The following is a 15,338-nucleotide window of genomic DNA, read 5'->3' as shown; positions in this document are numbered from 1 at the left end:
GGTCCTGTTAATCTAGAAAATAAATATATCTCACGAATCAACTCTTTAGAACCTACTGTAATTCCACCTAAAACTCTTCCTTGTCCATCGATCAATTTCGTTGCTGAATGTATCACTAAATCGGCTCCAAATTTTATAGGTTGTTGTAGATATGGTGTTGCAAAACAATTGTCGATAATCAACAATACATTGTGTTTTTTTGCTATTCTACTCAACTCCTCTAAGTCCAAAACATCCACACCAGGATTCGTAGGTGTTTCCGCATAAATAAACTTTGTGTTGGGTTGAATCAAGCTTTCTACTTTTTCTACTTCAGTTACTCCAAAATAAGAAGTTTCAATTCCCCATTTCGGAAAATACTTTGTAAACAAACCATGTGTTGCTCCAAAAACAGAACGTGCTGACACGATATGATCTCCTGAACTTAATAAAGCCGCAAACGTTGAATAAATAGCTGCCATCCCAGATGCAAAAGCAAAACCATCTTCGGCCCCTTCCATTTTACAAATCTTCTCGATAAACTCAGAAGTATTAGGATTGCTATATCTGCTATATAAATCTCTTTCTTTTTCCTCAGCAAAAGAAGCACGCATTTCTTCAGCATCATCAAATACAAACCCCGATGTTAAATACAAAGGTGTTGAATGTTCTTTATGCTGCGTTCTTTCCGATTGCGTTCGTACCGCTTCCGTTTCAAAATGTCTTTTACTCATTATTTTTTATTTTAATTGTTGAACTGGTTTTATAAAAACTATCATTCAACAGATCAATATTTTATTTATTCTTTTAAAGTCCTCCCTCAGAAAGTCTTAATATATCACCAAATACACCTCTCGCAGTAACATGCGCTCCAGCACCTGCACCTTGAATCACAATAGGTCTTTCTCCATAAGATTCTGTATAAATCTCAAAAATAGAATCAGCTCCTTTGACTTGTCCTAGTGCTGAATCTGCAGAAACAGAAATCAATTTCACCTCCAAACTCCCCTTATCTTGAGACAAATCACCATGCAAATCACCTATATACCTGAGCACATTCCCTGGTTCTTGGTTTTGCTTTATTTCTTGATATACAGGATCAAACTGATCTAAATTATTTAAAAAAGTCTCCGTATCACCTGCTCTTAATTTCTCCGGAATTAAATTATGAATTTGCACATCAGAAAACTCATTTTTCAAATCCAATTCACGAGCCAAAATCAACAATTTTCTTCCTACATCATTTCCATTCAAATCTTCTCTAGGATCTGGTTCTGTAAACCCTTGATCTTTTGCTCCTTGTAATACCGTACTAAACTTCTCCTCATTTGCTGAAAAATTATTAAACAAATAACTCAAAGTCCCAGAAAAAACTCCTTTAATTCTTGTAATATTTTCACCTGAATGATGCAACATTCGAATGGTATCAATCAAAGGTAAACCTGCACCTACATTGGTTTCATACAAGTACGTTTTTTCATTTCGTTTTAATTCTTCTCTTAATCCTTCATAAAAATCATAAGAAATTGTATTTCCTATTTTATTAGAAGAAACCAAATTAAATCCTTTTTGAACCAAAGGAATATAATTCTCTACAAACTGAGCATTGGCAGTATTATCAACAGCTATCAAATTTTCTAAATGATATTCATTTGCAAAGGCAGCAACCTCTTCAACAGTTTTAGCTACTCCTTCATGCTCTAATTCATTCTTCCAATCCGAGGCTATTCCATTCGCATTTAAAACTACTTTTTTAGAGTTCGCAACTGCAAATACATTTAAATCAACTCCACGTCTTTTTAATATTTTCGCCTTACTTTCTAAAATTTGATCTACCAAAGTCCCCCCTACTAAACCAACACCGAATATGGCTATATTTATTTTTTTTGCTACTCCAAAAATCTCGCCATGAATCACATTTACCGCCTTGTGTAAATTTTTATTCTTTACCACTAAGCAAACGTTTCTACCTGCAACAGTATTATTCATTAACACAGGTTCAATACTATTACGTATCAAGGCACTGTAAGAGCTATTAAAGGATGCCAATGTTTTTCCTAAAGTTGAGATAATAGCAACATCTTTTTCAACACCAATCTTAGTAACATCTTTACTTAAAAAATCAAGATTGAATTCATTTGCCAAAGCCTCTCTAGCTTTTCGTGCTTGAGTCCCATCTACAACAAAACTGATCCCTCTCTCAGAAGAACCTTGTGAAATAATACTCACACTAATATTATCCTTCTGCAAAGCTGTAAATACTCTAGCATCTACACCTACTTTTCCTAAAAGTCCTTTTCCTTCAAGATTAATCAAAGCCATGTTTTCTAGAACAGAAATTGCCTTAATTCCATCTTTGGATGCATGATCATTAGTAATTAAAGTTCCTTTATTGCTAGCGTCAAATGTATTTAATATTCTCAATGGAATTCCTTTTTCTGTCAAAGGAATCATTGCTTTTGCATTTAAAATATAAGCACCAAAATTCGCCAATTCATTTGCCTCTTTGAAGGATAGGTTTTCAATCTTTTTAGCATTTGGAACCAGGTCAGGATTCGCAGTATAAATACCATCTACATGGGTATAATTTTCCAACTCATCAGCTCCTAAATAACTCGCCAATAAAGCGGCAGAATAATTACTTCCATTTCTACCTAAAGTAGTTGTTTCGTTTTCTGTATTTGAAGCAATAAAACCAGTTACTATTTGAACTTCAGAACTATTGCAATTCTTAAAAAACTCAACCACATTGTATTTTGAAATATCCTCCAACAACTCCGCTTCTCCAAAAGTGGCATCGGTTTTCAATAACTCTCTAGAATCAACAAAATTAGCCTTTACCCCCTTGGAATTCAACAAAGAAACGACCATTTTAGCAGATAATAATTCTCCATATGCCAATACCAAATCCTTAATTTTAGGACTGTAATCACCTAAAAGGTTTACCCCTTCAAATATTTTCTCTAGAAAAGAAAACTCCTCAGAAAAATCGGCTTTTGGATTGGGCTCTAATTGATATTTCTTGAAATCTTCAAAAGCCTGTTTGTAAGCAGTACTTTTCTTAGATTTTTCTAAAAGCTTCTCTAAATCATTTGTTGAGCTTCCCCTAGCTGAAAGTACTACGATATTTTTTTCCTTATTGTTTATTTTGGAAACAATAATTTCTAAAACACTCGCAAGACCTTGTCCGTTTGCTAAAGATTTACCTCCGAATTTAATTACTTTCATGGCTTATATGTATGTCACTTTAAAAAGTGAATTCTTACTTTATTAATTTAAAAAACATCTTTTAACAGATTTTTCAACTGAGCATCCTCAACCAAAAAACCATCATGTCCGTGCAATGATACTATTTCTTTATAAACACTATCAATTCCCAATTCGTCTAAAATATTTTTTGTTTCAATATTTTCTTGAGGGACAAAAAAGAAATCTGAATCTATTCCTATCTGTATAATTTTCGCTTTGATCAAAGGTGCAACCTCTCTAAAACTTCCTCTATCTCTGACAATATCAAGAGTAGACAACAAGTGGTTCACCATTTTATAAGACTGTAAATGAAATCTATTTTCCAATTGAAATCCATGGTGTAACAACCAACTTTCCACATTAGGAATCCCTAAATTTTCATTTACCGTTCTATTAAATTTTTCTTTAAAAGAACCCGCTGTTCTATAAAACATCATGGCCATCATTCTAGCATCATGAACCGGTTTTTTAGAATTCAACAATATTTGTTCTTGGACTTTATTATGCGCTAAAATCCAATCAGAAGCTTTCCAATCAGAAGCTACAACAATTAAATTATCAGCCAAAGAAGGAAATAAAACAGACATTTCCCAAGAAATCCCACCTCCTAAAGAACCACCAATCACAGCATGCAATTTTTCAACTTTTAATTGCTGCAAGGCCAAGCCAAATAATTGAGCAACATCTCTCGCTGTAAAATCCTTATAATTCTCGATCAAATTATCTGGCTTTTTATCAAAACCATTTCCAGGGATATTGAATGAAATAATAGTATACTTGTTTGTATCGATTAAATTCCCTTCAGAAATAATTCCTTTCCACCAACCCGAATGAGGACTTGCTACATCGGAATTCCCCGTAAGAGCATGATTTACCAATACGATTGGAGCACTGTGTAATTTTTGACCAAAAACTTCATAAGAAAGCTCCAGCTCATCATACACTACACCCGTCTCGGTAGTAAAGTCGACAATAGAATGATATTTTAAACTACTATTCAAAGTATTTCCTTTTTTTAATTATACGAATCCTCACTAATGAATTTTCAAAAGCGTTTTTTGAGATGTTATAAAAAATTTAGAGGACTTTGCTAAGTCTTTGGTTATCTATCCAAGCTTAATGCCAAGGTAGAATTTAGCACCTTCTTTAAAAGATTAAAGGGTTGCTAAGGCTTCACAGGGTCTAATCCCTCTGCCTTTCTTGATAACATTTCAATAAAAATATGAACTACGCTGCAAAAATATGAATTATTTACCAAACTGCAACGTTTCTTTAGTAAATCTATACATTACTGATAGTAACATAATTCAACCCAAAATATTTTTCTGATTTACTTTATTAAAATCTTTATAAGCAATATATACCAACAAAGGCAACACCAAAAATATGATAGGATTGGAATGATACGCTCCTAAAAAATCAAAATATAATAATTGAATAAAAGCTTTGGTCAATCCACAGCCAAAACATGTAATTCCAAAAACACTTTTGAATAAACATTGTGGCAATACATCTATTTTAGCATAAAGGTATAATAAAAGTGAAACACCATAATACACAACAACCAGCATCAATATTTTTCGATTTCTGGCATAATGAAAGTAACGATTATTAGTATTTAATCGGAACTCCATCTGCATCCTTAAAACTACCTGTCAACAAAATGATAAAATCAATCAACACCCAAATACCACAACCTCCTAAAGTTAATAATTGAACTACTCCAATAGCAGTATGTCCGGTATAGAATCTATGCGCACCAAAGACACCTAAAAACCAGCATAACACCAAAGAAACAATCCATCTTTTTTCTTGCTCTTGACGTTCTGTAGATCTTCCATAAACAATTTCTTGCCTTACACCACATTTTAGACATATCTCGGCTTTTCTATTTATGGGCTCACCACACTCATGGCAGTATTTTTCATTTTCAGTTTTCACAATCTTCATAGTCTTTTTAAAATTTACCAAAGACAGAAGTTTCTGTCTTTGGTAAATATACTATATTTTATAAAGTTACAAGGCTCCAAATGCTTGCTCTAAATCCACTTTCAAATCCTCAACAGACTCTAAACCAACTGACAAACGAATCAAATCTTGTGAGACTCCTGCTCCTAGCTGTTGCTCCTCACTCAACTGCTGATGCGTGGTACTTGCTGGATGAATAATAAGTGATTTTGTATCTCCTATATTTGCTAATAATGAGAAAATTTTAGTAGCATCGGTTACCTTTTTAGCCGATTCAAATCCTCCTTTCACACCAAAAGTCACCAATCCACTTTGTCCTTTAGGCAAATATTTCTTAGCCAAATCGTTGTATTTATTAGACGCTAATCCAGGGTAATTTACCCAAGCAACTTCTTCCCTAGACTCTAACCATGTAGCCAATTCCAGCGCATTTTCACTGTGTTGCTTTATTCTTACAGACAAAGTTTCTAAACCTTGAATAATTTGAAACGCATTGAAAGGACTCAAAGCTCCTCCAAAATCACGCAATCCCTCTAAGATCAATTTAAAAGTAAAAGCAGCAGCTCCTAAAGCTTCGCTATAGACCAATCCATGATACCCAGCAGAAGGTTCTGTAAACTCAGGAAATTTACCATTGGTCCAATCAAAAGTACCTGCATCAATAATAGCCCCACCAAGAGAATTCCCTTGACCTCCAATATATTTCGTCAATGAATGAATCACTAGATTTGCACCATGCTTGATTGGATTTAACAACCCAGGTGTCGCTACCGTATTATCAACAATAAAAGGAACACCAGCTGTCTTAGAATGCTCAGAGATCGCTTCTAAATCCAATACATCTAATTTTGGATTTCCTAACGACTCCACAAAAAATGCTCTCGTATTGTCCTGAACAGCATCTTTAAAACTATCCGGATTTGAAGCGTCTACAAAAGTTGTTGTAATCCCCAACCTAGGTAAAGTTACATTCAACAAAGTAAATGTACCTCCGTATAAACTGCTTGAAGCAACAATATGATCTCCGGCTCTTAACAAAGTCATCAAACCTGTTGCAATAGCTGAGGTTCCTGAAGCAAACACTACTGCCCCAATACCACCTTCAATAGCTGCCAATCGATCTTGTAAAATCTGATTGGTTGGATTGTTAAGACGTGTATAGATAAATCCAAGTTCTCCTAAAGAGAATAAGTTGGCAGCATGCTCCGTATCATTAAAAACATAAGAAGATGATTGATAAATAGGAACCGCTCTTGTTCCTTGAGTTTGTGTTGTGTCATGTCCCGCATGCAGCGCATTTGTCGCAAATTTGTGTGTACTCATTTTAATAATTTTTAGTAGTTTGAATTTATATTTAGAACAAAAAAAACCTCTATAGATAATCTATAGAGGTCTTGAATTTATGCAATATTTTAGTTTTACACAATAGCATCCCCTACAGATCGAAATCCGCACATCATATTAGAACACATATTTATGGTAAAAATCATTTTTCTACATTTGTTTAAACAAATGTAGAAACTTTTATTTAAAAAGCAAATATTCATTTCTTTTTATGTAATTTTGTCCTGTTAAAAGTAAAGAGGAAAGATTTGACTGATTGCCACCTCGTTAAAAAAGTGCTAAAGCAGGATTTTCAATCTATTTCTTTAGCGGCGCTGGTAATTATTAAAGTTTTTCTCGACTCATAGAAAAATTTAAAAATAATGGCATATTTATTTACATCCGAATCTGTTTCGGAAGGACACCCAGACAAAGTTGCTGATCAAATTTCAGATGCTTTAATTGATAACTTTATGGCTTTTGATCCAGAATCTAAAGTAGCTTGTGAAACTATGGTTACTACTGGACAAGTATTTTTGGCTGGTGAAGTAAAATCTAAGACCTACTTAGATGTTCAAAAAATTGCTAGACAAACGATCAATAAAATAGGATATACGAAAGGAGAATACCAATTTGATGGAAATTCTTGTGGTGTATTATCTGCGATTCATGAACAATCTGATGATATCAACCGTGGTATTGACAGAGAGGTTAAAGAAGAACAAGGAGCTGGTGATCAAGGAATGATGTTTGGTTATGCTACCAATGAAACTGACAACTACATGCCTTTGGCTTTGGAGTTATCTCATAGGTTATTAATTGAATTAGCGGAATTAAGAAGAGAAGGAAACGAAATTCCTTACTTACGACCAGATGCTAAAAGTCAAGTTACCATTCAATACTCTGACGAAAACAAACCAGAAAGAATTGAAGCTATTGTGGTTTCTACACAGCATGATGATTTTGATGCAGATGACGAAAAAATGTTGGCTAAAATCAAGTCTGATATTATCAATATTTTAGTTCCTAGAGTACTTTCTAAATTAAAACCTGAAATACAGGCATTATTTGGAAATGACATCAAATACCACATCAACCCTACAGGTAAATTTGTAATTGGTGGTCCTCATGGAGATACTGGTTTGACAGGAAGAAAAATCATTGTAGATACTTATGGAGGAAAAGGAGCTCACGGTGGTGGTGCTTTTTCTGGAAAAGACCCAAGTAAGGTAGATAGATCTGCAGCTTATGCAACAAGACATATTGCTAAAAATCTTGTAGCGGCAGGAGTTGCTGACGAAATTTTAGTTCAAGTTTCTTATGCTATTGGTGTAGTAGAACCGATGGGAATCTTTGTTGAAACGTATGGAACTTCTAAAGTTTCTTTATCTGATGGTGAAATAGCAGCTAAATTGAGTACTATATTTGACATGAGACCCATTGCTATTGAAGAGAGATTAAAATTAAGAAATCCTATTTATTTAGAAACTGCAGCTTATGGTCATATGGGAAGAACTCCTGAAGTTAAGACAGTAAGATACGAGTCTCCAAACGGAGAGGTAGTTGAAAAAGAAATTGAGACTTTCACATGGGAAAAACTTGATTATACTGATAAAGTAAAAGAAGCTTTCGGGTTATAATTCTCGAAATTTTCATTTCATATAGAGCGCCTTTACATTGATTTGTAAAGGCGTTTTTTATTTCAATGTTTTTTCTAAATTTGTAAAAAAACAAAGATGTTTATTATCGGAATTACCGGAGGAACTGCAAGCGGAAAAACTACAATCGTTGAAAATTCCCTTTCTAACTTTAATAAAAATGATATCGGAGTCATTTCTCAGGATTCTTATTACAAACAAACAGATGACCTTACGCATGTGGAAAGAATAGCGATCAACTTTGATCATCCTCAAGCCATCGATTTTGATTTATTAGTGCAACAAATTAATTTCTTAAAAAATGGGGCTACTATTCAGCAACCCGTTTATTCTTTTCATTCTCATAACAGAACAAATGAACAGAAATATTTTGCGCCAAAAAAAATTATAATAGTTGAGGGAATTTTGATATTTAACGATAAAAGATTATTAGATTTGTTTGATTTAAAAATTTTTATTGAGGCGGATGCAGATGAACGTTTGAGGAGAAGAATTATTAGAGACAGCAATGAGCGTGGACGAGACGCTAATGAGGTTATCAACAGATATAGATCGACTCTAAAGCCAATGCATGATTTATATATTGAACCTTACAAAAAAAATGCTGATTTAATTTTTAACAACACAGAAAAAGAGAACAATAACTCCCAATTGTTGACGGACCTAATTCAAAAAAAACTAACTAGCTATTCATGAAATTGATAAAAAAAATACAGCAAAATAAAACTTTAAAAATCCTAACAAATAGTTATGTTTTGATTTTAATCGTTTTCTGTACATGGATGCTTTTCTTTGATGAAAACTCGTATTTAAATCACCGGGAATACAATCAAGAAATAAAAGAATTAAAAAACTCCATTGAATTTTATAAAAAAGAAATTGAGCATAATAAAAAAATGATTGAGGCCTTAAATGACCCCGAACAATTGGAAAAATATGCTAGAGAGATTTATAGAATAAAAAAAGAAGATGAAACTTTGTACTTAATAGAGTTCGATACAATTAAATAAAACGAAAAGATGAAAATACTTGGTATTGGTAAAAATTATGTAAACAATCTAGAAGAGATTGCAGCAATCAAAAATGGGACTCAGATTATTTTCTCTAAACCAGAATCTAGTTTGGTTTTAGATAATAATGATGTAGAATACCCTTCCTTTACAGATCAATTAATTTATGAATTAGAATTGGTTGTGAAAATTGGAAAATCAGGTAAGAATATTTCTGAAGCAGATGCAGAATCTTATATTTCTGAAATAGGTTTAGGAATTGACTATACAGCAAAAGATATTTTAACTGCCTATAGAGATGTTAAAGGACCTTGGGATTTAGCAAAAGGTTTTGACGGAGCTGCTCCAATCTCTAAATTTTATCCTATTGAAAAATTTGAGGATTTGGCGAATATCAATTTCGACCTAAAAATAAATGGAGAACAAAAACAAGTTGGAAATACTTCTAAAATGATTTACAATTTTAAAGAAATCATTGCTTACGTTTCTAAATTTATGACTTTAGAGCCTGGTGATTTAATTTTCACAGGAACTCCTGCAACCGGAGCTGCTAAAAATGTAAAAGGAGATCATTTGCAAGGATCTTTAGAAGGTGAATTATTAATAGATTACAAATTGATCTAATAACAATATCCCCTCACAACTATATAAACCTTGATGATATAATTATTGTCAAGGATTTATTTTTTTTGAAAGTATGATTTTAAAAAACCTGTTCCGTAACCATAAAATTGTACACAGGTAGCTATCACAGACAATACTCCTACCCTCAGACTACGCTCTTTTATCATAGTATGAATTGCCAACACCATAAAGTAGAAAGCATAAAACAGCACACCTAAATAGATTTCAAAAGCTGTTCCTAACAAAGAAATGATAAAACCTATAAAAAAAAGACTTGGAAACCAATAAGTAATTTTTGCTGTACCGGGAAAACGTTTGTTCAAAAAAGGTCTTGCTTTTCCAAAGGCATTCGTTTGCCTATAAAACTGTGCAAAATCCACACGACGTTTATGATACACATAAGCAGCATCTATCAACTGAGTTTCAAATCCTTCTTTCCACAACCTAAAGGTTAAATCTATATCCTCTCCTATCTTTAAATCAGAAAATCCCTGAGATTTCTCAAAAGCTTTTTTAGAAATACCTAAATTAAAACTTCTCGGTTGAAATTTACCGATCGCTTTTTTCTTTCCACGTATACCGCCTGTCGTCATCAATGAAGTCATTGCATAATTGATGGCCTTCTGAACATCTGTAAAGCTCTCATGCGCAGCATCTGGTCCACCAAAAGCATCCGTATAATTGTTTTGTAACTGACTATCTACTGCTGATAAATATCCCTCAGGAATCAAGCAATCAGAATCAAAAATGATAAAATAATTCCCTGTAGCCTGTTTCATTCCATAATTCCTGCTCTTCCCTGCTCCTTGGTTTTCAGTCAAATAATATTTTAATGTCAATTTATCTTTATAGCCATCAATTATTTTTTCTGAAGTATTTGGAGAGCCATCTTCCACGATCACCACTTCAAAAGGAAAATTTCCTTTCATCTTAGTCAAGCTTTCCAACAACTCTTGCACCTCATCTGGACGGTTGTAAACTGGAATAATAATGGAATAGTGTAAATTCATTTTATAAATTATGGAAGCCAAATATACTAAAGAAAATGATGCTTTTTGGAATTAGTTTAATGCAAAAAAAATGCAAGTCGATGAGACTTGCATTCTAATATTTTGATAAAGTAATAGATTACTTCTCTTCAGTAAATTCTGACATTACAGCTGTACTCACACCCATATTAGAGAATCCTCCATCATGGAATAAGTTTTGTAATGTAACTTTCTTTGTCAAATCTGAAAACAATGAAATTGTATAGTCAGCACATTCTAATGCAGTTGCATTTCCTAATGGAGACATTTTCTCAGCGTAGTTGATAAATCCATCAAATCCTTTTACTCCACTACCTGCAGTAGTCATTGTAGGAGATTGAGAAATTGTATTTACTCTTACTTTATGATCTCTACCAAAGAAATAACCAAAACTACGAGCAATTGACTCCAAATAAGCTTTGTTATCCGCCATATCATTGTAATCCGGGAATACTCTTTGCGCAGCCATATAAGTCAAGGCCACGATTGACCCCCATTCACTCATTGCTTCTTTTTTATAAAGAACATTCATTACTCTATGGAAAGAAAGAGCAGAAATATCAAACCCTTTATGCGTAAAATCATAGTTAGATTCAGTATAGTGCTTTCCTTTTCTTACGTTTAAAGACATTCCTATAGAATGCAAAACAAAATCAATTTTACCTCCAAGTATTTCAACAGACTTCTCCACTAAGTTTTCAAGATCTTCCATTGAAGTAGCATCAGCAGGAATTACTTGAGAACCTGTTTTCTCAGCCAATTCATTAATTGTTCCCATTCTCATGGCAATCGGTGCATTGGTCAAAACAAATGTAGCTCCTTCTTCATGAGCTCTCTCAGCAACTTTCCAAGCAATTGAATTTGAATCTAATGCTCCAAAAATAATACCTCTTTTTCCTTTTAATAAATTATACATAAATATAAAATTGAATGTTTTTTAATTTTTTTTGTGTGGCAAATATACTAAAGATTGACAAATAAAATTTTTATCGTTCAAAAAAACAAAAAATCTCTAATCAACTTCCTCGTAATCAACATAATCCCCAACATCTTTAGATTGATTATTTCTATTCGCTTGAGGCTTTTTATCGATGATTGTTTCTCCTACTTTCACATCTTGTTCTGCACCACTAAAACCCGAATTCCTTTGTTGTGCTCTTTCTTGTGCTTTATTCACTGCTTTTTTCAAAACAATCGGTAACAAATATTTTGCAATAAACTTCAACCCATAAATCACTAATAATATGATTGCTATAGTGCGTAAAAAGGTAATAAAACCTGCTTCTTGTATCATTAAATTTATAATTTCTTTCAAAAATAACAATTTAAGAGGAACTGAACCGTTGCTATTCATAAAATCTTATATTTGACAAAAATTTTCAACCTAATAATGATTAAGAATGCCTGGCTCTTTTTATTGATTTTATGCTCTTATACGGCATTTGCTCAATATACGGATGTCATAAATTCTAGTCGCCCCGGTTTTGCTGAAACTCCTTATGCAATTGGAACAGGAGTCACTCAGTTAGAAGCAGGATACCAATATGGTTCCTCTGATATTTTTTCTCAAAATAGCATTCTTAAGTCAAATCTATTCAGTCAAATCCTACGTTTAGGTGTCATTTCTGAAAAATTGGAGTTCAATCTTCAGTTTACACAAGACATTAATAAACTTATTTCAAAAAGCACCGATGATTATGGGAGTAGTATTGGTGGTACATTTGGTGGTGGAGTTAAATATTTAATTTTAGATGCCAAAGTAAAGAACCGTGATCATGAAATACGTAGCTGGAAAAAAAGAACCGGGTTTCATTGGTCTATGGTTGTTCCCTCTATTGCAATTAATGCCTCGGCTAGCGCAGGTATGAATCCGCGCTTTACAGAAAATGCGAATATCACTATAGAAGACCCCTTATCCATTTTGGATATTTCGAAAATCAAAGCTTCTTTAAACCCCAGTGGAAATTTTAAACTCGGTGTGCTTTTGCAAAATCATATAAAAGACTCATGGGTCATCGCTAGTAATTTCTCTTATGAAAGAAGATTTTTCAATGACTTTAATGACACAAATATCTACAATATAATAGTAGCCGGTACTTTTAGCCCTAACAAAGATTGGTCGTTTTTTGCGGAAAGCAAAAACACATTTAACATTTACCAAAATAATTTTGACCTTAGATCTGGTGCCGTTTATTTGATCAATAAAAATCTTCAAGTAGATGCGTCTATCAACGGAAATATTGGCACCAACTTTAATAGTTCTGGTGTTTCGGTAGGTTTTTCTTGGAGGTTAGATGAACATATTGACAAACCAAGAAAAATCAAGAAAGTTTCCAACGATACCATTCAGGGACCAAGTTTTATCAAAAGAGCTGGTCAAAGTACCAAAGAATTTTTTATTGTTGCGGGGATCTCAATTGGAACTTTCTTTAGTAATGTTGGAACCGATATTAGTATTTTCACACAAAACCTTTTCCTATCCAAAGAAAACCATCTAGAAAAGAGAGAGAGAACTGCGAAGAAAGATACCACCATAATAGATAAAGAGGAGAAAGAAGAACCATTACCTGAACCTAAAAAACCTTCAAGAGGTAGATTGCTTAACCGAGAAACAGAAGATTATAAATCTGGTAAAACCTTTGAAGAGGAAAGAAAAAAACAAGAAAAATTACTAGCCAAAGAAAACAAAGCCAAGACAAAGGCTGAAAAGGAAAGACTAGCTGCGGAGAAAAAAGCCAGAAAAGCAGCAGCAAAAGCAGAGAAAGAAAGACTTAAGGCCGAAGAACGAGACCTTAAAGAAATGGAAAAAGAGGAAAAAGCTTATCTTAAGGCAGAGGCTGAAGCTCAAAAAGAAGAAGAAAAAAGACCTGCAAAAGAAGAAGCAGCCGCGGCAGCACTTGCAATTGAAAATGAGCTAGCAAAAGAAAAAGCTGAAGAGAAACGTTTGGCTGAAGAAAAACGTATTGCTGAGGAAAAAGCAGAGAAAGAAAGAATCGCTACTGAGCAAAAAGCCGAAGAAGAAAGAATAGCTGAGGAGAAGCGTTTAACGAAAGAAAAAGAGGCTGCTGCAGTTGCCTCGGCTCTTGCTTTGAAAAACAAAAAGGCAGAACAGGATAAAATCGCTGCTGAAAAGAAAGCGGCGGAAGCTAGAAAGACAGAAGAAAAACGTATCGCTGAAGAAAAAGCGGAGAAAGAAAGAATTGCGGCTGAGCAAAAAGCCGAAGAGACTAGAAAAGCAGAAGAAAAACGTATCGCAGAAGAAAAAGCAGAGAAAGAAAAAATTGCTACTGAACAGAAAGCCGAAGAAGAAAGAAAAGCCAAAGAAAAACGTATCGCAGAAGAAAAAGCAGAGAAAGAAAGAATTGCTGCTGAACAGAAAGCCGAAGAAGAAAGAAAAGCCGAAGAAAAACGTATCGCAGAAGAAAAAGCAGAGAAAGAAAGAATTGCTGCTGAACAGAAAGCCGAAGAAGAAAGAAAAGCCGAGGAAAAGCGTTTAACGAAAGAAAAAGAGGCTGCTGCAGTTGCCGCTGCTCTGGCTTTGAAAAACAAAAAAGCAGAACAGGATAAAATCGCTGCTGAAAAGAAAGCGGCGGAAGCTAGAAAGGCAGAAGAAAAACGTATTGCTGAGGAAAAAGCAGAGAAAGAAAGAATCGCTGCTGAACAGAAAGCCGAAGAAGCTAGATTAGCCGAAGAAAAACGTATCGCTGAAGAAAAAGCTGAGAAGGAAAGAATCGCGGCTGAAAAGAAAGCCGAAGAAAAAAGAAAGGCTGAAGAAAAACGTATCGCTGAGGAGAAAGCTGAGAATGAAAGAATCGCTGCCGAGAAGAAAGCCGAAGAAGCGAGAAAGGCCGAAGAGAAACGTATCGCTGAAGAAAAAGCTGAGAAGGAAAGAATCGAGGCCGAGAAAAAAGCAGAGGAAGCTAGAAAGGCCGAAGAAAAACGTATCGCTGAGGAGAAAGCTGAGAAGGAAAGAATCGAGGCCGAGAAAAAAGCAGAAGAAGCGAGAAAGGCCGAAGAGAAACGTATCGCTGAGGAAAAAGCTGAGAAGGAAAAAATCGCGGCTGAAAAGAAAGCGGAAGAAGAAAGAAAAACCGAAGAAAAACGATTTGCTGATGAAGAAAAAGCAAAACTAAAAGCAGAAAAGGAAAAAGAAAAGGCTCTCAAAAAAGCAGAAAAGGAAAAAAGAAAAAAAGAGAAACAAGCGAAGAGAGATGCAGAATTAGCTGAAGAAAAAGAAAGAAGACAGCGGGCAATACTTAATAAGGTCAACGATTTACAAGGTTTTTAATATGCAATTATTCTACAATTCAGAAATAAACACCAATATCACATCCTTCACTTTCGATAAAACCGAAAGTAGGCATATCATTCGTGTACTGCGAAAAACGGAAGGTGATACGATATATATCACAAACGGAGATGGAATTCTATTTACCGGCGAAATCTCTGTTGCAAGTGATAAAAAATGTGTTGTTAATATCTTAAATTATGATCTTAAA

General features: G+C 34.1%; 15 protein-coding genes and 1 riboswitch. Of the genes, 6 read left to right on the top strand and 9 right to left on the bottom strand.

The annotated features are described in order from the left end of the window. The 6 genes from P8H68_RS00500 to P8H68_RS00475 form a co-directional block, all read right to left on the bottom strand. The coding region (locus P8H68_RS00500) for an aminotransferase class I/II-fold pyridoxal phosphate-dependent enzyme (protein WP_300320197.1) at nt 1-713 on the bottom strand (713 nt) is incomplete at its 3' end. 73 nt (nt 714-786) lie between these two features. After that, entirely contained in the window at nt 787-3,207 is a 2,421-nt protein-coding gene (gene thrA / locus P8H68_RS00495) for a bifunctional aspartate kinase/homoserine dehydrogenase I (protein WP_300320194.1), read from the bottom strand. A 47-nt stretch (nt 3,208-3,254) separates the two neighbouring features. After that, the gene (locus P8H68_RS00490; protein ID WP_300320192.1) at nt 3,255-4,229 is read right to left on the bottom strand and encodes an alpha/beta fold hydrolase; all 975 of its coding nucleotides are present in this window, start codon (nt 4,227-4,229) and stop codon (nt 3,255-3,257) included. A gap of 98 nt (nt 4,230-4,327) precedes the next feature. Further along, nucleotides 4,328-4,438: riboswitch (SAM riboswitch) on the bottom strand. A 97-nt stretch (nt 4,439-4,535) separates the two neighbouring features. Then, entirely contained in the window at nt 4,536-4,799 is a 264-nt protein-coding gene (locus tag P8H68_RS00485) for a DUF2752 domain-containing protein (RefSeq protein ID WP_300320189.1), read from the bottom strand. Nucleotides 4,800-4,839: 40 nt separating this feature from the next. Further along, complete coding sequence (locus tag P8H68_RS00480) at nt 4,840-5,178, bottom strand: TM2 domain-containing protein (protein ID WP_300320185.1); 339 nt, start codon at nt 5,176-5,178, stop codon at nt 4,840-4,842. A gap of 66 nt (nt 5,179-5,244) precedes the next feature. Beyond that, entirely contained in the window at nt 5,245-6,519 is a 1,275-nt protein-coding gene (locus P8H68_RS00475) for an O-acetylhomoserine aminocarboxypropyltransferase/cysteine synthase family protein (protein WP_300320182.1), read from the bottom strand. A 383-nt stretch (nt 6,520-6,902) separates the two neighbouring features. On the opposite strand from P8H68_RS00475, the gene metK reads away from it, so the two are divergent. From metK to P8H68_RS00455, 4 genes are all read left to right on the top strand, one after another. Further along, on the top strand, nt 6,903-8,159 hold the full coding sequence (gene metK, locus P8H68_RS00470) for a methionine adenosyltransferase (protein WP_300320179.1): 1,257 nt from the start codon (nt 6,903-6,905) through the stop codon (nt 8,157-8,159). A gap of 96 nt (nt 8,160-8,255) precedes the next feature. Next, entirely contained in the window at nt 8,256-8,873 is a 618-nt protein-coding gene (gene udk / locus P8H68_RS00465) for a uridine kinase (RefSeq protein WP_300320176.1), read from the top strand. Then, nucleotides 8,870-9,187 (top strand): septum formation initiator family protein, encoded by a 318-nt coding sequence (locus tag P8H68_RS00460; protein ID WP_300320173.1) that lies wholly within the window; start codon nt 8,870-8,872, stop codon nt 9,185-9,187. Before udk ends, P8H68_RS00460 begins: the two co-directional genes overlap by 4 nt. A gap of 9 nt (nt 9,188-9,196) precedes the next feature. Further along, a complete protein-coding gene (locus P8H68_RS00455) occupies nt 9,197-9,811 on the top strand; it encodes a fumarylacetoacetate hydrolase family protein (RefSeq protein WP_300320171.1) in 615 nt (204 codons plus the stop codon). A 56-nt stretch (nt 9,812-9,867) separates the two neighbouring features. On the opposite strand, the gene P8H68_RS00450 is transcribed toward P8H68_RS00455, so the two are convergent. The 3 genes from P8H68_RS00450 to P8H68_RS00440 form a co-directional block, all read right to left on the bottom strand. Beyond that, a complete protein-coding gene (locus P8H68_RS00450; RefSeq protein ID WP_300320169.1) occupies nt 9,868-10,821 on the bottom strand; it encodes a glycosyltransferase in 954 nt (317 codons plus the stop codon). Between the two features lie 118 nt (nt 10,822-10,939). Then, on the bottom strand, nt 10,940-11,755 hold the full coding sequence (locus tag P8H68_RS00445) for an SDR family oxidoreductase (RefSeq protein ID WP_300320166.1): 816 nt from the start codon (nt 11,753-11,755) through the stop codon (nt 10,940-10,942). Between the two features lie 96 nt (nt 11,756-11,851). Next, nucleotides 11,852-12,154, bottom strand: a complete 303-nt coding sequence (locus P8H68_RS00440) for a DUF4834 family protein (RefSeq protein ID WP_300320163.1) — start codon at nt 12,152-12,154, stop codon at nt 11,852-11,854. Nucleotides 12,155-12,229: 75 nt separating this feature from the next. On the opposite strand from P8H68_RS00440, the gene P8H68_RS00435 reads away from it, so the two are divergent. Beyond that, nucleotides 12,230-15,127: a transporter gene (locus P8H68_RS00435; RefSeq protein ID WP_300320161.1), complete on the top strand. Its 2,898-nt coding sequence runs from the start codon at nt 12,230-12,232 to the stop codon at nt 15,125-15,127. A gap of 1 nt (nt 15,128) precedes the next feature. Then, a partial coding sequence (locus P8H68_RS00430; RefSeq protein ID WP_300320159.1) for an RNA methyltransferase PUA domain-containing protein occupies nt 15,129-15,338 on the top strand: 210 nt, incomplete at its 3' end.

Origin of the sequence: Flavicella sp., from assembly GCF_029238425.1 — a bacterium.
Classification (GTDB): Bacteria; Bacteroidota; Bacteroidia; order Flavobacteriales; family Flavobacteriaceae; genus Flavicella.
Note: the sequence above shows the minus strand (reverse complement) of the source record. Positions and strands in the feature narration are given on the sequence as shown.